Source organism: Desulforhabdus amnigena, from assembly GCF_027925305.1.
Classification (GTDB): Bacteria; Desulfobacterota; Syntrophobacteria; order Syntrophobacterales; family Syntrophobacteraceae; genus Desulforhabdus; species Desulforhabdus amnigena.
The window spans coordinates 1009897-1028849 of the sequence record NZ_BSDR01000001.1 but is presented as its reverse complement, the minus strand read 5'-3'; the positions used below and the strand labels follow the sequence as shown (position 1 = coordinate 1028849).

The 18953-nt window shown below is 48.7% G+C and carries 18 protein-coding genes and 1 tRNA gene; 8 read left to right on the top strand and 11 right to left on the bottom strand.

Translation table 11 applies throughout. From position 1 onward, the window contains the following. Nucleotide 1: 1 nt before the first annotated feature. Complete coding sequence (efp, locus tag QMG16_RS04505) at nt 2-571, bottom strand: elongation factor P (protein WP_281792475.1); 570 nt, start codon at nt 569-571, stop codon at nt 2-4. A 191-nt stretch (nt 572-762) separates the two neighbouring features. On the opposite strand from efp, the gene eno reads away from it, so the two are divergent. The 3 genes from eno to QMG16_RS04490 all read left to right on the top strand — a co-directional run bounded on the left by eno (nt 763) and on the right by QMG16_RS04490 (nt 4061). Continuing rightward, nucleotides 763-2043, top strand: a complete 1281-nt coding sequence (eno, locus tag QMG16_RS04500; protein ID WP_281792474.1) for a phosphopyruvate hydratase — start codon at nt 763-765, stop codon at nt 2041-2043. Nucleotides 2044-2150: 107 nt separating this feature from the next. Beyond that, nucleotides 2151-2225 (top strand) — tRNA-Cys (locus QMG16_RS04495). A gap of 603 nt (nt 2226-2828) precedes the next feature. Then, the gene (locus QMG16_RS04490) at nt 2829-4061 is read left to right on the top strand and encodes a D-alanyl-D-alanine carboxypeptidase family protein (protein ID WP_281792473.1); all 1233 of its coding nucleotides are present in this window, start codon (nt 2829-2831) and stop codon (nt 4059-4061) included. A 485-nt stretch (nt 4062-4546) separates the two neighbouring features. On the opposite strand, the gene QMG16_RS19520 is transcribed toward QMG16_RS04490, so the two are convergent. Beyond that, a complete protein-coding gene (locus QMG16_RS19520; protein WP_373878652.1) occupies nt 4547-4750 on the bottom strand; it encodes an FmdB family zinc ribbon protein in 204 nt (67 codons plus the stop codon). Nucleotides 4751-5081: 331 nt separating this feature from the next. After that, nucleotides 5082-5489 carry a carboxymuconolactone decarboxylase family protein gene (locus tag QMG16_RS04485; RefSeq protein ID WP_281792472.1) on the bottom strand — a complete coding sequence of 136 codons (408 nt, stop codon included), beginning with the start codon at nt 5487-5489 and terminating at the stop codon, nt 5082-5084. Between the two features lie 351 nt (nt 5490-5840). Between QMG16_RS04485 and QMG16_RS04480 the strand changes: the two genes are divergently transcribed. Together QMG16_RS04480 and QMG16_RS04475 are read left to right on the top strand one after the other, a co-directional pair. Further along, nucleotides 5841-6725, top strand: a complete 885-nt coding sequence (locus QMG16_RS04480) for an Mrp/NBP35 family ATP-binding protein (RefSeq protein WP_281792471.1) — start codon at nt 5841-5843, stop codon at nt 6723-6725. Nucleotides 6726-6746: 21 nt separating this feature from the next. Then, nucleotides 6747-8708, top strand: coding sequence for a transketolase (locus tag QMG16_RS04475; RefSeq protein WP_281792470.1), 1962 nt, complete (start codon nt 6747-6749; stop codon nt 8706-8708). Nucleotides 8709-8920: 212 nt separating this feature from the next. Here the strand turns inward: QMG16_RS04475 and QMG16_RS04470 are convergent, their stop codons facing one another. Then, entirely contained in the window at nt 8921-9457 is a 537-nt protein-coding gene (locus QMG16_RS04470) for a hypothetical protein (protein WP_281792469.1), read from the bottom strand. Nucleotides 9458-9483: 26 nt separating this feature from the next. After that, nucleotides 9484-10902, bottom strand: a complete 1419-nt coding sequence (gene amrB / locus QMG16_RS04465) for an AmmeMemoRadiSam system protein B (RefSeq protein ID WP_281792468.1) — start codon at nt 10900-10902, stop codon at nt 9484-9486. 372 nt (nt 10903-11274) lie between these two features. Here amrB and QMG16_RS04460 point away from each other — a divergent pair, with 372 nt between their 5' ends. Next, entirely contained in the window at nt 11275-12048 is a 774-nt protein-coding gene (locus QMG16_RS04460) for an RNA methyltransferase (RefSeq protein ID WP_281792467.1), read from the top strand. Between the two features lie 36 nt (nt 12049-12084). Here the strand turns inward: QMG16_RS04460 and QMG16_RS04455 are convergent, their stop codons facing one another. Then, complete coding sequence (locus QMG16_RS04455; protein ID WP_281792466.1) at nt 12085-12381, bottom strand: CooT family nickel-binding protein; 297 nt, start codon at nt 12379-12381, stop codon at nt 12085-12087. A 400-nt stretch (nt 12382-12781) separates the two neighbouring features. On the opposite strand from QMG16_RS04455, the gene QMG16_RS04450 reads away from it, so the two are divergent. Next, nucleotides 12782-13954, top strand: coding sequence for a DegT/DnrJ/EryC1/StrS family aminotransferase (locus tag QMG16_RS04450; protein WP_281792465.1), 1173 nt, complete (start codon nt 12782-12784; stop codon nt 13952-13954). A 100-nt stretch (nt 13955-14054) separates the two neighbouring features. On the opposite strand, the gene QMG16_RS04445 is transcribed toward QMG16_RS04450, so the two are convergent. From QMG16_RS04445 to QMG16_RS04435, 3 genes are all read right to left on the bottom strand, one after another. After that, on the bottom strand, nt 14055-14597 hold the full coding sequence (locus QMG16_RS04445; RefSeq protein WP_281792464.1) for a hypothetical protein: 543 nt from the start codon (nt 14595-14597) through the stop codon (nt 14055-14057). 6 nt (nt 14598-14603) lie between these two features. Further along, nucleotides 14604-15413: an LbetaH domain-containing protein gene (locus QMG16_RS04440; RefSeq protein WP_281792463.1), complete on the bottom strand. Its 810-nt coding sequence runs from the start codon at nt 15411-15413 to the stop codon at nt 14604-14606. Between the two features lie 259 nt (nt 15414-15672). After that, nucleotides 15673-16104, bottom strand: coding sequence for a CoA-binding protein (locus QMG16_RS04435; protein WP_281792462.1), 432 nt, complete (start codon nt 16102-16104; stop codon nt 15673-15675). Between the two features lie 272 nt (nt 16105-16376). Here QMG16_RS04435 and QMG16_RS04430 point away from each other — a divergent pair, with 272 nt between their 5' ends. Then, nucleotides 16377-17951 carry a DNA recombination protein RmuC gene (locus QMG16_RS04430; RefSeq protein WP_281792461.1) on the top strand — a complete coding sequence of 525 codons (1575 nt, stop codon included), beginning with the start codon at nt 16377-16379 and terminating at the stop codon, nt 17949-17951. A 125-nt stretch (nt 17952-18076) separates the two neighbouring features. Here the strand turns inward: QMG16_RS04430 and QMG16_RS04425 are convergent, their stop codons facing one another. Both QMG16_RS04425 and QMG16_RS04420 read right to left on the bottom strand, forming a co-directional pair. After that, nucleotides 18077-18427: a cupin domain-containing protein gene (locus QMG16_RS04425; RefSeq protein WP_281792460.1), complete on the bottom strand. Its 351-nt coding sequence runs from the start codon at nt 18425-18427 to the stop codon at nt 18077-18079. Between the two features lie 62 nt (nt 18428-18489). Then, nucleotides 18490-18690, bottom strand: coding sequence for a hypothetical protein (locus QMG16_RS04420; protein WP_281792459.1), 201 nt, complete (start codon nt 18688-18690; stop codon nt 18490-18492). Nucleotides 18691-18953 lie beyond the last annotated feature (263 nt).

The following is an 18953-nucleotide window of genomic DNA, read 5'->3' as shown; positions in this document are numbered from 1 at the left end:
CTCAGGATTTTACTCGTTCTACGTAAGATCCTGTTCGTGTGTCGATCTTCAATGTTTCGCCCTCTTCAATGAAAAGGGGAACTTGAATGACAAAACCGGTTTCCAATTTGGCCGGTTTGGTTGCACCAGCCGCTGTGTCACCTTTTATGCCGGGGTCGGACTGAATGACTTTGAGCTCAACGAAGTTTGGCAGGTTGATGCCGATGGGACGGCCCTGAAAGAAAAGCATGCTTACCACCAGATTTTCGGTGAGATAATTTTTCGCATCCCCCACCTGGTCGGCGTTCATCTCAATTTGCTCATAATTTGCCGTGTTCATAAAGTGATAACTGTCGCCTTGACTGTAGAGAAACTGCATATCCTGCTCTTCAAGGTCTGCAGATTCAAACTTGTCCACAGAGCGGTAAGTACGATCAAATTGGGAACCGGTAATCATGTTTTTGAGGCGACAGCGATACAATGCCTGTCCTTTTCCCGGTTTGGAAAATTCGAAATCCACTATGATGTATGGTTCACCATCAATCTCCAACTTCAGTCCCTTACGCAAATCGCTTGTCGTCAATGTAGCCATAATCTTGTCCTCTCTTTCGGATTGATAACTTTAATCAAATTTCTTATTTTAATTGGATATTCGCACAACGGTCAAGATTCTTCATCAATCCTAACCTAAAAGATCATTCAGTGGTATTGTTTTGGCAAATGGAGCATACTCCCATTCGTTTTTGAAATGAACTCGCAATGATTCTGAGGAGGAAAGGAATAATGGGTGAAATTCTTTTTGTGAAGGGTAGAGAAATTTTGGATTCACGCGGAAATCCCACTGTGGAGGCGGAAGTTCTCCTGGACAGTGGTTACCGGGGAACTGCCGCCGTTCCGTCAGGAGCTTCGACCGGATCCCGGGAGGCTCTGGAGTTGAGAGACGGTGACGCCGGGCGTTATCTTGGTAAAGGAGTCATGAAGGCGGTTCAAAATGTCAACGATGAGATCGCACCAAAGATCATCGGCATGGACGGAAGAGATCAGGTCGGACTGGATCAGTTTCTTATTTCCCTCGATGGAACGGAAAATAAGGGCCGGCTCGGAGCCAACGCCATTCTCGCGGTCAGCATGGCTGCCGCCAAGGCGGCTGCAGCCGAGAGCGAACTCCCTCTTTACAGGTATCTTGGAGGGGCTTTGACGTACCTTCTGCCCGTTCCTCTGATGAACGTCCTCAACGGGGGCGCCCATGCAGACAACAATTTGGATATTCAAGAATTCATGATTGTCCCGGCCGGAGCTCACACTTTCCGGGAAGCATTGAGGATGGGGGCAGAAACCTTTCATCATTTGAAAAAGGTGCTCAAATCCAAAGGCTTGAACACTGCGGTGGGTGATGAAGGAGGATTTGCACCCAATCTTCGTTCCAACGAAGAAGCCATGGAAGTGCTCATGCAGGGCATTGAAGCAGCGGGATATGAACCGGGCAAGGATATTTTCATCGCCCTGGATGCTGCCGCCAGTGAATTCTACAAGGATGGCTCTTATCGCCTGGAAGCGGAGAAAAACCCCCGGAAGAGTGCGGAAGAACTGGTGGAATTCTATGCTGAATGGGCCTCAAAATATCCCATCATTTCTCTTGAGGATGGAATGGCTGAGGGGGATTGGCCCGGCTGGAAGCTGTTGACCGATCGGTTGGGAAATAAAATCCAGATCGTGGGTGACGACGTTTTCGTCACAAACACGAAGATTCTGGCCAAAGGCATTTTGGAAGGCGTTGCCAATTCAATTCTCATTAAGCTCAACCAGATCGGGACAGTAACGGAAACCCTCCAGGCCATAAATATGGCTATGAATGCCGGCTATACCGCCGTGATTTCTCACCGTTCCGGCGAAACAGAAGATACGACTATTGCAGATTTGGCCGTCGCCTCCGGCGCGGGTCAAATCAAGACGGGTTCGCTTTCCAGAACGGATCGAATCGCCAAGTACAATCAACTGCTCAGAATCGAGGAAGAGCTCGGGGATTCCGCCTGCTATGCCGGCTTGAAGGCTTTCAAGAGATAGAGTGGAGGCCGCAGCGGAAAATCTTTCCGTGGGAATGGGCGCACATCTTGGAACTTCCCCTTGACAGCGCCCCTCTTTTCCAGTAGATAATCCCCATCATCAAGAACGGCGGCATGCCCAAGTGGTAAGGGAGCGGTCTGCAAAACCGTTATTCATCGGTTCGAATCCGATTGCCGCCTCCAGGGCAATTCAAGGGGTTAGGTCTTTAGACTTAACCCCTTTTTTTATTTTTGACTTACGGATAGATTGCAGGTGGCTACAGCCCGGGTACCGGTTCCGTCCAGTTTCTCGATGTTGGATCGGCTTTTTGGAGAGCTAGTGCCGGTATGGAATCCGCAAAAGCGGATAAAATTGTGGGTAATGTTCCTTGAATGTTCTTTCGATTTTTTGCCTTGCCTGAAGCTTGCGGAAAAAGCACGGGGAGTCTTCTCTTTTGTGCACTCCTTGTAATCGTATGAAATTAGAGGTATAGAAGTTTACTCTTCGGCTGTGGTGCATTGGAAAACATTTGTTCCCATAGAGCAGCAGTCTTGGAAGGTTTCAAGGTTTGCAGGAGTTCAATCCTTAATTTTTTTTTCACGCCAAAGAGGGAGTCGCTTGAGGCAACGGGTTAAAAAAATATCCCTTTGGGGAAGTGGAAGAACAATATCTCGCGGGGGAATCCTATGCAGATGAAACGTTTTGCGGTCTTATCCGCAGTGTTTGTTTTGTGTCTATCTCTTTTAACCCCTTCTGTTGGAATGGGTGCAGAACGTGGTTCTCGAAAAAGGATAAAAGCTGTACCCGTGCCCACGAAAAGCATCAACTCCGAACCTGGTCAGACGAATGGTGCGGGCATTGAAACTTCTCCGGGGCAGATCGATGCCAGAGGAGCGGTTTTGATGGAAGTGTCGACGGGCACCATTTTGTTCGAACACAATGCGGATGAAGTCATCGAACCGGCCTCGTTCACCAAGATCATGACCCTCTATTTGGTATTTCAGGCACTGAAACAGGGGGTCATTCACATGGATGACGAAGTGTGGGTCAGTGAAACGGCCTGGCGCACCGGTGGCTCCAAAATGTTTGTGGGGGTGGGAAATAAAGTCCCATTGGAAGAGTTGTTGAAAGGAGTTGCCGTAGTTTCCGGCAATGACGCCTGTGTGGCTCTTGCTGAACATCTGGCCGGCAGTGTAGATGCTTTTGTAGACGCCATGAATCAAAAGGCAAAAGAATTGGGTATGACTCAGACCCATTTCATGAACCCTCATGGTTTGCCGGACCAGGGCCAGGTGACAAGCGCCCGGGACATGGCCATTCTGGATTTATCGTATCTTCAACACTTCCCCGAATCGCTGCGCTTTCACTCCATGAAGGAATTTACATATAACGGGATCAACCAATACAATCGCAACCGTTTGCTTTTGAAGGATTCTAGCGTCGATGGACTGAAAACGGGTTATGTCGGTGCTGCCGGCTATCATCTTTCCGCCACCGCTGAACGCAATGGCATGCGCTTATTGGCGGTGGTCATGGGCACCGCCAGTCCATCGGTTCGCGAACGTGAAGCATTGAAACTGCTCAACTACGGGTTCCGGTACTACACATTGGTCCAGCCCTTTCCTCAGGGCCAACCTTTGAAACAGGTCAATGTATGGAAGGGGAAAAAGAATGTTCTGGATCTTTATCCTGCAGAAAATCCCAGTTTCCTGATCCGCTTGGCGCAAAAAAATCTCTTACGCTGGGAAGTTCAGGCTCCCGAGGAAATCACGGCTCCCGTCACTGCTCAGCAACAGATCGGCAAAGTCGTTTTCTACGTTTCAGATGATCCCCAAAAAACTATCCCCCTGATTAGCCATGAAGATTTGCCTCTGGCCAACTGGTTCAAAAGAACATGGCAGACTCTCATATCTGTGCACAAAATCGACTGGCGCTGGCTGACGGGAATCCTGGGAGGATTTGCCTTCTTAGTGATCGTGTTTCTCTTTGTCTCGAGTCGGAGGTCTTCCTCCCGGCGCTCTCGTTCTTTTGGCAGGTGAGGGAGTATGGAGGCTCATGACCTTTTATATGAAAAAAGCCTCATAGCCCGTGATAGCATCGCTTTTCATGAGGGAATTACGCAAATAAATTGAGCTGCAGGAAGGGTACCCCAGGCGACTTGTTGCCTGGATCCAAAAGGCGTGGGGTACCGATTGTCGTTCTTGGGGTCCTCTCGCCCTGCGGGCACGGCCAACGAGCTGGCCGTGCTACTCATGGCATGGACCGCGTTGATCATTAAGAATTTTTCTTTTTTGTGGGATTTCCAATCTCACAGGAAGAAGACATTCAGGTAGGAATCCCCATTTTGGGAAATATCCAGCGATTGAGGACAACCCAAACGACTACTGCTACAATTAAAATCAGTACATCCCAAGACATTTTTACCTCCAGATCTGTCTGCCCCATCCAGTCTTCGACTTCCGCTTATTTTCATGACACTCAGGAGAGATAATCGCTTCAACTGCCAGTCGAAGTGATCTCATGCTCAGCTGAATCCTCCGGAACCGGCATTGCAACTCGATCCAGCTCCGTCTGTTATGGCCGATGATTTACAAAAGCAAGACAGGATCCGTTCAACTTCGCGACTCTTGCATTTTGGGCACGTTGCATTTTGTTGGTCATCGGAAGAAATAATCAATATTTCAAAATCATTCTGACAACTCTTGCATCGGTACTCATAAATTGGCATGTTCGTCGACCTTTCCTGACTTAGAGCCTATCCGAAAACCTACCTCGGCAGCGGACACCCCCCTTTAATTCCCCCCTCGAGGGGGGACCAAGGGGGGTGTCGCAAAGTCCACAGGTGGTTTCCGGATAGGTTCTTACTTGACATTGTCAGATTTCATTCGTGGGTCAATGTGACAATGTCGTATTAAAAATGCGTCAATATGTTTGCTGATCGAATTGAATGATACCTCGGAATGATAATGCTTCTCGTTCAACTTTCAAGGAGTAAAAATGCAAGAATATTCTCCGCTAATAAAAAGAAAAAAATAAGGTGCGGATCCCTGGGATTGATGTCATGGCTGTTCGTCATGAGGCAGCGGCCATTGTCCACGGCTGATCAAAACTTCCTTGAACGCTGAAAGTGCTGAGTTTACCGCAGGAAAGCCGGCATAAACTCCGATCTGAAAAATGGTTTCACTCAGCTTTTTTGGGGGAACCCCCACGTTCAATGCGCCGTGCAAATGTATTTTGAGTTCTTCGGTTTTCTGAAGTGCTGCCAGGGCTGCAACCGCAACCATCTGGCGTTCGGGCAGAGGCAAAACTTCTCTGGAATAAAGATTGCCGGTTATGAAAAGCGAGAGGTCCTTGGCCAGATCCCGGTCGAATTCTTTCCATAAATGATAGGGAACTTCGAGTGTTGTTGGGCCATCAAAGAGAGCTTTTGCCGTTTTTTGAGTCCTTTTCACCAGATCTTTTTCCATAAAAAAATCACCTTTCTTCTTAATTTACCGATTTTTACATTTTATCCGCAAATTGCGCAGATTTTAGGAGATTAAGAACCCTTTTATCTTGGACAGGTGGAATTTAATCGGTGCAATCTGCGTAATCTGCGGATCGATTCAGCCTGATTTTCACTACACCCGTGGCAGTCCCGCCAAGAAAAATCGAGGTTATAATTGATTGGGTTTACACGTACTGTTCGCAGTGTCTAGTATCAGACCAACGAGAATGTCGGATTTTCTGAAAGTTGACAAGAAGGAAGATTGTCTTTAATGTAGCAAAGTTTTGAATTCAGACAAAATTTGTAAAGTAAGCATGCATGAGGAGAAAACATGAAATCTTGCGATTCTAAATCGTGTGCAAGCTGTGCGAGCAAAGATAAAAAAAACAAGGACGAAGTGATTCAGTGCAAACTGATGCGCATCAAGCACAAACTCATTGTGATGAGTGGAAAGGGGGGGGTGGGGAAGAGCAGCGTGGCTACCTATCTTTCTCTCGCTTTGGCACAAAAGGGGTATCAAGTGGGATTGATGGATGTCGATTTGCACGGACCCAGCATCCCCAAAATGTTCGGGCTTCATGGGTTGCTCAATATTACCCCCGAGCATGAAATTATTCCCCATGAATATCGGCCGAACCTGAAAGTTGTATCCATAGAATCGATGCTCGAAGATACGGATTCAGCGGTCATCTGGCGTGGGCCGTTGAAGCACGGGGTGATTCAACAATTCATTGCCGACTGCAAATGGGATGATCTGGATTTTCTGGTGGTGGACTGTCCTCCAGGAACGGGTGATGAGCCTCTAAGTGTAGCCAAGCTGATACCCGAAGCGCAAGCCATCATCGTCACCACGCCTCAGGAGGTGGCCCTGGCCGATGTGCGCAAGTCCATCAATTTTTGCCGGAAAGTCAACATTGAAATGGCAGGGCTGGTGGAAAACATGTCCGGTCTTTTCTGTCCGCATTGCAACGAGTTCATTCCCATTTTCCGCACTGGAGGGGGGCGGAGGACTTCGGAGTTGATGAATATTCCCTTCCTGGGGTCAATTCCCTTCGATCCTGCCGTTGTAGAGGGTGGCGATCGGGGACGGCCGGTCATAGAGGATGAAGTGGAAACGCCTTTTAAAAAGGCAGTTTTCGAATTTGCAGACGCGGTTCTCAAAAGGCTGAAAGATGCGCCGAAGGTTGCGGTTGCAGAAGATAAAACAGTTCACTAGCTATAAGGATTGGTCACGACCATGTTCAACATCTCTTTGGAACAGAATTCCTTGACGGAAGAGCAGCAAAGAACTCTCCATGAAATGTGGCTTCGGTGCGCAAAACGGATCATTGTGAGCACCACACTTGCCGGGAGCGGTCATCCAGGTGGGTCCATGTCCTCCCTGCACCTGCTTTTGCTTCTTTACAGCACGCTCCGCCATCGTCCAAACGATCCTTGTTGGGCTGAAAGAGACCGGTTGCTGGTAAGCATGGGGCATATCAGCCCTGCCGTCTACAGCGTATTGAGCGAATTCGGCTACGTTCAGGAAGAAGACGTCTATCTGGAATTCAGACAGGCGGGTTCTTCCTTTACAGGGCATGTGGAACGCTGTGTGCCGGGTGTCGAATGGAATACGGGAAATCTAGGCCAGGGACTATCTGCTGGAGCCGGTATGGCCCTGGGCCTCCAGCTGAAGAAAAATCCAGCCCGCGTAGCGGTTCTCATGGGTGATGGAGAACAACAAAAGGGGCAGATCGCCGAGGCCAGACGCTTTGCCGTGAAGTACGAACTCAGCAATCTCTTTGGCATCGTAGATCGAAACCATCTGCAGATCGGGGGCAGCACCAATCAGGTGATGCCTCAGGCAATCCGTGCCGATTACATCGCTTCTCGCTGGAATGTCCTTTATGTCGAAGACGGCAACGATTTCGAGCAGGTTTTCCAGGCACTCAAAAAAGTATACCGGCATGAAGTGGACGACCCGACTGTCCCTTCAGTCATAGTAGCCCGCACCGTGATGGGAAAGGGTGTATCCTTCATGGAAAACAAGGCCAAATATCACGGCTCCACCCTGAAAGACGATGAAGCCGCCAGGGCCCTTGAAGAACTGGGAGTGGAGAATCCCATCCCTTCGCTCCGGGAAAAGCGTTCTACTCGAAAAATCTTTCAGAGTCATTTCTGCGCCCCCCAGGCTTATCCCAGGATTGAGGTGGGGGAACCCAGAACGTATGGCCCTGATGAACGGACGGACAACCGGTCTGCATATGGAGCTGTACTGGAAGACCTCGCACGTTTGAACAACATGGGAGAGATTCCAAAAGTCCTGGGTTTCAGCTGTGATCTGGAAGGTTCAGTGAAAATGCAGGGTTTTCATAGGCTTTCCGAAAATGCCTTTTTTGAAGCAGGCATACAGGAACATCACTGTGCGACTCTGGCGGGCGCTGTCAGCAAAGAAGATTTTGCAGCTTTTTTCAGTACTTTTGGAGTGTTTGGCGTTTGCGAAACGTACAATCAGCATCGTTTGAACGATATCAACGAGACACAACTGAAACTGGTTTGCACGCACGTTGGTTTGGACGTCGGAGAAGACGGTCAAACTCATCAGTGCATCGACTATTTGAGCCTCCTGCAAAACCTGTATGGATTTTCTCTCTTTATGCCTGCCGACCCCAACCAGACGGATCGAGTGATTCGCCATATCGCCGAAAATCCAGGAAATTTCTTTGTCGGGATGGGACGTTCCAAAATGTCTCCCATTTTGGATGAGGCAGGAGCCCCCGCATTTGGGGGAGCATATAAGTTTGTTCCCGGAAAGGCGGATTGGCTGAGACGAGGAACTCACGGCGCCATTTTGAGCTACGGTTCTGTTCTCCATTATGCCGTGCAGGCTCGGGAAGAGCTTGCTCAAAAACACGGCCTGCAGTTGGCTGTTCTGAACTTTGCGTCTATCAAGCCTCTCGATGCTGCAGCCATTGCTGAAGCGGCCAAGACCGGACTCCTCATCACTGCCGAAGATCACCATGTGGATACCGGGCTTGGAGCAAGAGTCTCCAACGTACTGACAGACGAGGGGACGCCCTGCAGGCTGATTCGACTTGGCGTGAAAAAGTATGGCCTATCGGGCAAGCCGTCCGATCTGTATCATTCGGAAGGAATCGATACGGAAGGAATCGTTAAGGCTGTCCTGAATGCTAAAGAAAAGAGATGGCTGAAAATTTGATTGATGGAAGATTTTCTTGCCATTTCATTATCTTACCTTCAAAAATTAAGCTCTTTGCCCGAGCAATATGCAAGGCAAAGAGCTTAATGTGTTTCTGGCGAGGTTTGCAAACCAGCCGATGCAAACCTCCTGGTTTCCGGTATTTGAATCGTAAAGGGGACGCCGATGGTCGCCTTTCACTCTTTCAGAAGATAAGGATATCGCGTTTCACATTACTGGAGCAGTCGTTGCTTGAAAGCTTGAATCATGTCGGGGATGAGCTTTCTGATAAATCGCCCGCGGTCTCCCTCGAAAGTTTTCTGGTATTCAGTATACCGGGGATGCTGGGGGGATAGGGAAGGGGTTTGATCCTTGGTCGCTGCAAAGCGTCCCGAAAATTCTTCAACGAGCTCCAGCAGGGGAATGCGCTGCGTTGGATAATTCTCAATCCACCCCAAACGTCTGAGAGCCTCAAAGCGCAACTGGTCCAAAAGGAAAAGGGTTATGTCCATGACTGCCATTTTGTCGACATTCTTCAAAGAGTGGAAGTGCGTGCCCGCTCCCAATCCTTTCACTCCCATTGTCAACTCGTACAAAGGTAGGGAATATTCCTCTCCCCCCTGGATCAGCTGATTGAGAGTCGAATCGCTGATGTCCTGCAGGCAAGTGTTCTCATCGAAGGATTCGTTGAAACGATGAATCCAGTTTTCAAACCCTCTTTTTGCTGTCAGTCGACGGCGTCTTTCCTGTAGGTCCAATATTTCTGCCACTGGAACTCCTCGAGATGAGAAAAATTTTAGAAAACGTCTGCCGAGAAGATATAGATTTCAGTATCCGGTTCTTTCCAGGCATCAGGCTGTAATCCCGCCTTTCTGCACGTCCATTCCAAAAAAGTATTGCGGTCCCATTTCTGTTCTATGGCAACCTGGGGCAGAAGCAAACCGGAATAGGCTCCCTTGCGGATCCAGATACCATGCTTGCCGATCTCGATTTGTGAGGGATTCTGAATGCGTTCAAGAGGTGTCAGAACGGAAATCTCAATGTCGATTTGATCCAATTCCTCCGGTTGCAGAGCACAAAACCGGGGATCGGCAAACGCAGCCTGAACGGCCATATCCCGTATGGTCTGATGTAGAGGCTCCCTGCCTTCGATCATACCGATACAACCGCGCAATTCCTTTCCCTTATGAAGGCAGACAAATGCGCCTCTATGTTCTTTAAATTTCGGTGAGGTCAGAGGAATCTTCGGGAAAGGCTTGCCCAAACAACGGCTCCTGATCGCCTCATAGGCAATGTGTCGAAGGGTTTCCTTTTCCTCTTGGGAGAGTCCCAGATCCACTCCCACCTTTTCCGACCTTTCACGATGCTTGCTCTTGGTTTGACCGGTCTCTTTATAGATGGCGGCCGCCATATAGCCTACAACACCCCTGGTATCTCCGGTAATATCTCCCGAATTGGCATAATGCAGGACTTTGGCATGATCGGCCCCAAGTTTTTGAGCGGTCAACATCATGGTGATTATGGGGCCTGCACCACAGGCTTCGCATTCGCCTTTGCGGAGGGCTTCAGATAATCCTTGGGGATCGAAGGAGGAAACGCGGTCTATGACCAACTGATCGAGTTGCTTGGCCTCCTTGTACGAATGATAATGGGAAAGGTCGCTGCTGGCCACAATGAGAACCCTTCGTCCCTTGCAGACTTCTGCCAGGATGTTGGCCAACTTCAGACAGAAGTCGAAGGATTGGGTTGCCATGACAATGGGAACCAAACGAAAGTCTCTCAGAACGACCTGCAAAAATGGGAGTTGAATTTCAAGGGAATGTTCCTGGGCGTCCGCCTCTGGGATGTACTCGATGAAAGGCGAATGCTTGAGCAACAAAGCGATTGTCTCATGATCCAGAGGGACAATACCCAACGGAGTCCGGTATCCGCCAAGAGGATAGACACTGGCCCCTTTGAAATATGCCCGGTGACTTGGGGCGAGAACGATAACGCTATCGAAAGACCGGCCTTTGAGAGTCTTGTAAGCATGCGCAGCAACGCCTCCAGAATACATGTAGCCAGCGTGAGGGGCAACCAGACCCACCACTTCGCCTTCTATAGACGAAATATCGGCGTTTTCCAGGTAACGGGCAATTTCATGTTTTAGGGTCTGCGGATCATCAGAATACCAACTTCCCGCAATAACCGATTCGCGAATCTTTTCCTTGGTCATGAAACCCTCTCTGATTGGATAATTCATCGTCCCGTCAAGTGACCAATGTTTTTCAGGCTGCTCGCGATTGTAAGCTGCAAAAGGCAAACAAAGTGTCGAAGCCGGACGGATGTTTTTGTTTTTTGATATGTAAGCACTGGAACGATGGACTGTCAACGGACATCTGTTTGATGGTTGCTTGATTTCGAAGATGGAATTCTATAATGTACGGGACTCTTTCGAGTGGAAAAATCGTTACGGGAATTGCTCAAAATTTCTAAAAAGAAACATGAACACTTCGAATCGGGCCTAGTGGTTTTTCGACTTTTCTCAGCGGGGCAATGTGGTTTGCAACCCGTTTATACGTCAACGCAGAAAAAATAAGGTTTTTTTATGAAAGTGAATCTTAAGAACATCGCAATTGTTCTCCATGAACCCCATTTCCCGGAAAACATCGGAGCTGCGGCACGAGCGGCTAAGAATATGGGCATCCGGCGGCTCGTGGTCGTCAATCCCCTCGACTGCGACCTGACACGCATCTTACGGATGGCCACTCATACGGCGGAAGATGTGGTGGCAGACATGGAGGTATACAATGAAATTGAGGAAGCCTTGGCCCCTTACCGGTACGTTGTCGGCACTACTGCAAGAACGGGATCGCATCGGCAGGGGATAAAGACTCCTCGCCGCATTGCCCAGGAACTGGTTCCTATCAGTGAAGACAATGAAATCGCTATCCTTTTCGGCACAGAAAGCCGGGGATTGACCAACCAGGAACTGAGATATTGCGATGCACTTGTGACTATTCCCACCGCCGACTTCTCTTCATTGAACCTGGCGCAGGCGGTCATGGTGATAGCATATGAGCTCTTTACAGCCACGCAGGAAGAACCCCAGAATTTTGTTCCCAGACTTGCGAACCGCCACGAACTGGAAGGCATGTACGATCATCTGACCAAAACCCTCGCCAAGATTAACTTTATCAACCCGGAAAATCCCGAGTATTGGATGACCAGCGTGAGAAAGGCCTTCAGCCGCATTGGGCTCCGAGCCAGGGACGTCAAAATCATTCGCGGAATATGTAGGCAAATCGATTGGTACGTCAGTCAAAATCGGGATAGTGAGATCGTTCAACCAACCCATGCCGCATTCCCTATGGATGAATGACAGCCCAGCCTCGAATTCCATTGACTTTCTTTGAGACTATTCCTCGAGAAGAATTTTGTGATCTACCAAGGACATACTTCTTATCTTGCCCTTAACGACCTTTTGTTCACCGAAAATATTGGCAATCCGCACTTGGTCTCCTTCATTTTCCAAAACGTCCACTGCTTCCAAAACAAGTTCTTCTTTACCGTCCTTGCAAAGATATGCGTTGGCTTCGCACATGGTCTTCTCCTCAAAATCTTCGTTGGTTGAATGATATGACTCCAAAGGGGTGGTTGCTGTGTAGTTGGAATTGGCAGCATATTTCCCATATCGATGGAAATCCCAAGCCATTGCTTCACTAGCATAATACAAATAACGGATTCGTTCAATGGGGCATAAAGACGATCATGCGCTCCTCTATCTTAGAACTTGGCTCCCCCCTTGGCTCCCCTCGAGGGGGGAATTGAAGAGGGGTGCCCGTTGCCAAGTAAAGCTTTCGGATAGGCCTTTAGTCGATCTCCTTGGGGAATCGATCAGGGCTAAAGATTGACATCTATTTTCAGGTATGCCATTCAACCGTCATTTCAATGAGTCGATGCGCAGAGAGGATTGCGGTTTTACGTAGAATTTTTGATTCTGAACTGAAAACCATGCAAATGCAATGTGTGTTTGCATATCTTCTAATAATGCCTTTAATCCGAAGAGATTCTTTATCACTTTTTTTGGGGATAAGGAAAGAGGGGAGATCCCTATGCAGTTTATTGATTTGAATATTCAACAAAAACGAATCAGAGCAAAAATCGAAAAGCGGATTCAAATGGTGCTTGATCATGGTCAATATATTATGGGGCCTGAAGTCAAGTCATTGGAGACGGTGCTTTCTCAATACGTTGGAGTGAAGCATGGTTTGGCGTGCGCTTCCGGAACAGACGCCCTGCTGCTGGCCCTCATGGCTTATGATGTCAGGCCTGGTGATGTGATTCTAACGACACCCTTTACCTTTATGGCAACCGCTGAGGTCATTGCCTTGCTGCAGGCCACTCCTGTTTTCGTCGATATAGATCCCGCCACCTTCAATATGGACCCTGAGCAATTGCGGAAAGCGATAAAGGCTCTCGAGACGCACGATGCCGGCATTCATCCGCTCCCCCAAATCCTAAATCGCAGATTGTTTCCCCACCCCAGGGGGATTATCCCCGTTGACCTTTTCGGGTTGCCCGCCGACTATGAAAGCATCAATGCCCTCGCAAAAGAATATGATCTTTTTGTCATAGAGGACGCGGCTCAGTCTTTCGGCGCAGAAAGCCTGAGTGGAAAAGCCTGTAGCTTGGCTCATATCGGGTGCACGTCCTTTTTTCCCGCAAAACCTCTCGGAGCCTATGGAGACGGAGGAATGTGTTTTACGGATAACACCGAACTGCAGGAAAAGATGCTCTCCTTGCGTGTTCATGGGCAGGGGCGGAACAAGTATGAAAATCTTTGCATTGGAATCAATGGGCGTCTCGATACGCTCCAAGCCGCCATTTTACTGGAAAAGTTCGAGATTTTCCCGGATGAACTCCAAAAACGCCGGAAAGTGGCTCACCGGTACAATGAACTTTTGAAGGAGGGAAATGCCCCGCTCACTCTACCGAAACTGCCCCCGGGAGTTCTTTCCGCATGGGCGCAATATTCTGTTCTGGCGAGAAGCAGTCATGAACGTTCCAGCATTCAAGAAAAGCTGCGGAAGGCGGAAATCCCTACAGCTATTTATTATCCGACTCCCCTGCATCTTCAGCCGGCTTACGGCTTTCTGGGTTATTCCAAAGGAGATTTTCCAGTAAGCGAGGCTTGCGCCGATAGAATTTTCAGCCTGCCCATGCACCCCTATCTTACCGAGGATGAACAGCGGAAGATTGCGTCAGTTATATGTGACGAACCATAGTCCCAGGTTCCTGGCTTTTCAGCGCCCTCCGCATTCGGAGAGATATCCCGGCTCTCTCGCAGTGCCGGTTTGCAGGGGGGGACCAAATGGGTCGTACAATTCACGTGAGAAAATTCCGGTAGAGAACAATGCGTTCATTCCCGCATTCAAGATGTTGAATAGGAGTAAGGTGCTTGGGAGGGAAATGCGGCCCATAAACAAGGAGGGTTCCTTTCCAGTCGGCCAGCATTTTTTCCAAAGCGTAAAACGGTTTGTCGGGATATATGTAAAGGCAGTCTGCTGACACGAGGTTTTGAGAGAGATAGTCTGAACAAATGAATTCGACCTGCCGTTCCATCCCAAGATGTGCGGCGGCAAGGTGCGCCTCCCTGCAAAGTTCCGGGTCGATTTCGATGCCTATAGATCGTGTGAAAAGGCCCGCCAGACAGGCCACAAGGCCATCACCGCTCCCCAGGTCCACAAATGACCTGTATTGGTCCAAATGGATCGACCTGAAAAAATGAAAAACATGGGGGGCTCTGGACGCAGCCCAAGCTCCAAGAGCTGTGAAGCGGTACGGGCTTTGCCCATTCTCTTCCATGGCCTTGTAGCGCTTGCGGTAGTAATTGATGACACGTACAAATTGCCCGTTGCGGTAGGTCATATATGGTCAGCCCTTGTGCCGAACGATGCTTTTGGGGGTGTAATAGCCTGAGGCAACAGATGCAACGGGGACCACCAGGCTGCCTTTTCCCAACAGGGTTCCAGGATTGGTCACGGCGTTGCACCCGATTTCCACCCGATCTCCCAGAATCGCACCAAATTTGCGCAATCCCGTATCGATGGACTCTCCCGCTATTCTTATTTTCACGGTGCCTTCCCTGATTTTGAGATTGGCCAGTTTAGTCCCTGCCCCTAGATTGGCCGAATTCCCCAGAATGCTGTCGCCGATATAAGCAAAGTGTCCCGCCTTGGCGCCGTTCAGCATGACGCTTGTTTTCATTTCCGTGGTATGTCCCACAACACAACGGTCCCCGACGATGCACTTGCCGCGAATATATGCGCCCTGACGTACTTCCGTATAAGATCCAATCATTGTGGGGCCTTTGATGAGGGCTCCCGGTTCAACCACCGCTCCAGAGGCGATATAGATCTCTTCATCCCAAAAAATTGAACCGGCATAAAGGACGACCGCCTCCGAGGTTTCTTCACCACCGATTCTTACTCTGAAGGTCCCCCTGGTGACATCCCCTCCCAGTAGTTCAAAGCCGTCCCTCCATATTTTCCCTTGCCATAAAACGACGGTTTGCGGGATTGGTTGCTGAAAGCTACCCACCGATCCAATATTGCCCTTGAGTTTTTTTCCCAAATGAGATGAGATATTTTCAAGAGCTTGCCACACATACCGGCAACTGGAAAAAAGATCACGATGTTCAAAGGAATCCACGTCAAAAAAAGCCTCTGGAAGCAGAAACTCCATAAAAATATCCCCTCTGGAAAAGCAGGTGCATCCCCGCCCATGTCATGTATGGAAGTTAGGGTTGAATCAACCGTTTACCGCAGAGGACACAAAGATCGCAGAGGATAGGGAAAATTCAAAAACCGGCTGTTTTTTTTACCTCTCTGTGACATCTATGCAATCCACGGATACGCAAATGGGGATAAACGGTTACGATTCGAAAAGCGAACAAGAGATCCGGATCGTCTTGTCATCCATCCGATATGTTGGCGTAAGATTCTTAATTGCTCATTCGGGCATGTTCAATCTTCATGCATTTATTCATTACTACGCAGAGTCCGGCTTTTCGGGCTTTTTCCGCTGCCTCATTCTGGGCCAATCCGAGTTGCATCCATACGCATCCCGCTTTCACTTCAATGGCGTCGTCCACAATGCCGGGAATGGCGTCGACATTCCTGAAAATGTCCACTATATCAATATGCTCAGGGATTTCCTTGAGAGTCGGATAACAGGTTTCGCCAAGAACTTCCTTGTATTTGGGATTGACGGGAATGATTTTGTAGCCATGGTCTTTCAGGTACTTGGCCACCATGTGGCTATCGCGTTCTTCCTTATGAGAAATACCCACGACGGCAACTGTTTTTGCCGACTTCAAAATTTCTCTCACTTCTTGATTTGTAGCGTTCTTTTCCGGTATCTCACATCCGCCCATCTTTAGACTCCTTTTTGTGAGGTTGTTTGCTCAAGGTCAAGATAGTCAAAACGCTCCGTGGGGTCAAGGCACTCCATTGCGGGGCAATAACCCCATGCCTATGGTTGAAAAGGCATCTTGCTCACGCGAGTTCTTCCATGGGTTGAAGTGGGTGATATGCACCCGGATTCGGGAAACTCCAAATAGGGATGTTTGACTTTTTTTGCAATGAGGTTGTAGAAAATATCATTCCATCTTTTGAATTTACACGCTAACAGCATAAAGGACAATTCATGCAGGATTTTTCTGCCTACCTGATTCCTCTCTTGATGTTTTTGTTGGGGGCGATTTTGGGTTCATGCATCGTTGGGGCCATATTCCGCTTCAAGATCCAACGGATAAGCGAAAAAATACGAGGTGAACTGGAACTGGAGCGGGCGACGCTTTGGGAAAGGCTTTCAGGGAGAGAACGGCAATTGGAAGATTTAAAGGGTGCCCATGATAAGGTTATGACGGAGATATCGCGTCTCAGAGATGAAATGAAGGTCGAATTCGAACGTAGAGTTGCGGCTGAAGAAAAGAACTCACGGATTCCTGACCTGCAGGCTTCTATTCGCTCGAGGGAGGAGCTCATCCTGAAGGCTCAGAAGGAGAACAGTGTCCTCAGATCAAAACTTTCAGAAGTGGAAACACGACTGGAAGAGGAACAGAAAACCGCAGCTGAAAAATTTGAGTTGCTCAGGGAAGCGCAGGCCAAACTTTCCGATGCTTTTCAAGCTCTCTCTGCAGAGGCGCTCAGGAATAACAACCAATCATTTCTGGATTTGGCACAGACCGCCCTGCAGAAATTCCAGGAAAGCGCCAAGAACGATCTCGAAACACGTCGCAAGGCGATTGGGGAACTTGTGCAACCCCTGAGGGATTCCCTGGTAAAAGTGAATGAGAAGATCGGAGAGATCGAAAAGGCAAGAATCACTGCCTATGTGGGTCTAAATGAGCAAATCCGATCCTTGGCTCAAACCCAGAATGCATTGCATCGAGAGACTTCCAGCCTCGTTCAATCCCTGCGCGCTCCCACCGTGCGCGGGCGTTGGGGGGAAATCCAACTCCGTCGGGTCGTTGAAATCGCGGGTATGGTGGAATATTGCGATTTTGCACAACAGGAATCGGTGATATCCGAAAAAGGGGTATTGCGTCCGGATATGCTCATCAAACTTCCGAATCATAAAATCGTCGTCGTGGATTCGAAAGCCCCGCTGCAGGCTTATCTGGAAGCATTGGAGGCGAGAGACGATGTTACGAGAGAAGCTAAACTCATGGATCATGCCCGCCAAATTCGTGCTCATCTCACTCAGTTGAGCGGCAAGGCCTACTGGGAACAGTTTAGATCAGCCCCCGAATTTGCCGTTTTGTTTCTGCCGGGAGAAACTTTTTTCAGTGCGGCATTGGAGCAGGATCCATCGCTGATCGAATTTGGAGTGGAACGAAACGTTATACTGGCAACCCCCACGACCCTGATCGCCCTCCTGAGGGCGGTGGCTTACGGGTGGCGGCAGGAACAAATCGCAGAAAATGCGCAGGCGATCAGCGAGTTGGGCAAAACGCTTTACGACCGAATTCGGACTTTGACGGGACACTTTAGCGAAATGAAAAAGGGTTTGGATCGGGCGGTTCTTGCATATAATCGAGCGGTTGGGTCACTGGAAGGGCGTGTTTTGGTCACTGCGCGAAAGTTTAAGGATTTGGGCGCTTCGAACAGTTTGGATCTTGAATTTCCCGAAACGATCGATACGGTTTCCAGAAAGCTCCAGTCGGTCGAACACATTGAATCGAACTTTGAGAGGGGCAACAGCTTGGAAGGGGGCTAGATTTATGTGGTTGGGCATGAAATGGAGCCCTTAAATCTCAAGGCTCCATTTTCGTCACTTTCTCGAATCCCCAAGTACAGATCGCTTCTGGGACGCAAGACTGCCGGTTGCTAATAAGAGGACATTCAGATCTCCGGTGCATTTGAAGGAACGAGACAGACGAAAACGAGAGTATCGTCTCCCGTGTTTTTCAATTGGTGTTCTTCATTGCCGGGGATAAAAACGACATGGGTTTTCTCTATCTCGTGCCATGTCCCGTCACGTAAAACGGCGCCTTTTCCGGCATGGACAAAGATTTCGTGCTCCCATGCGTGTGTATGGCGGGGAGTGTGTCCGCCGGGGGAGAGTTCGAATACACGCATACAAAAGTTTTCTGCCCCGTCGTTTTTTCCGATGACCACACGGCCTTTGACTCCCCGGGCGGGAGCTTTGTCGAAGACATGCGCTTCAACTTCCGGATACTGAATGATTTTCATGTAGTTTCCCTCGGGCAAAAAAGGGGCAAAATGTATCGAAACGATTTTACCCCTTTAAGAGCTTAAGACAAAAATTTCTTCTTGAAATTTTCCCAAGGTGCCAAAAACGCAAATAAAACAGCCGAAATCAGGTAAAACGCCACAATGGATGCAGGGAAAGTCAGATAGAGTATCACATAAACTGGAAAGAGTGCTGCAAGTGACAGTGCCAATTTTATTGCCAATTCTATCCATTTGCCTTTTTTATCTTGCTTCTCTTCCATTGCCTCACTCCCTTTTTAGTCGAGTGGTTCAAAACTGAAGCTTTGTACCCAGATAAAACAGGTAAAGCGGCCCTCACGCATCCATTTTTCCGGGTGCATATCAACACTGATTAAAGTATTTAAGCAAGCCGGCTTCTTTTTGCAAGAAAAATGCTCTGATTTTTGATCTTTATTTCACAATTTCATCACATCAAAAGGGTTGACGATTCCTAGACGAATCATTTAGAAACGACGAGAAAAGTAATATTCTCCGGATTTTCAGA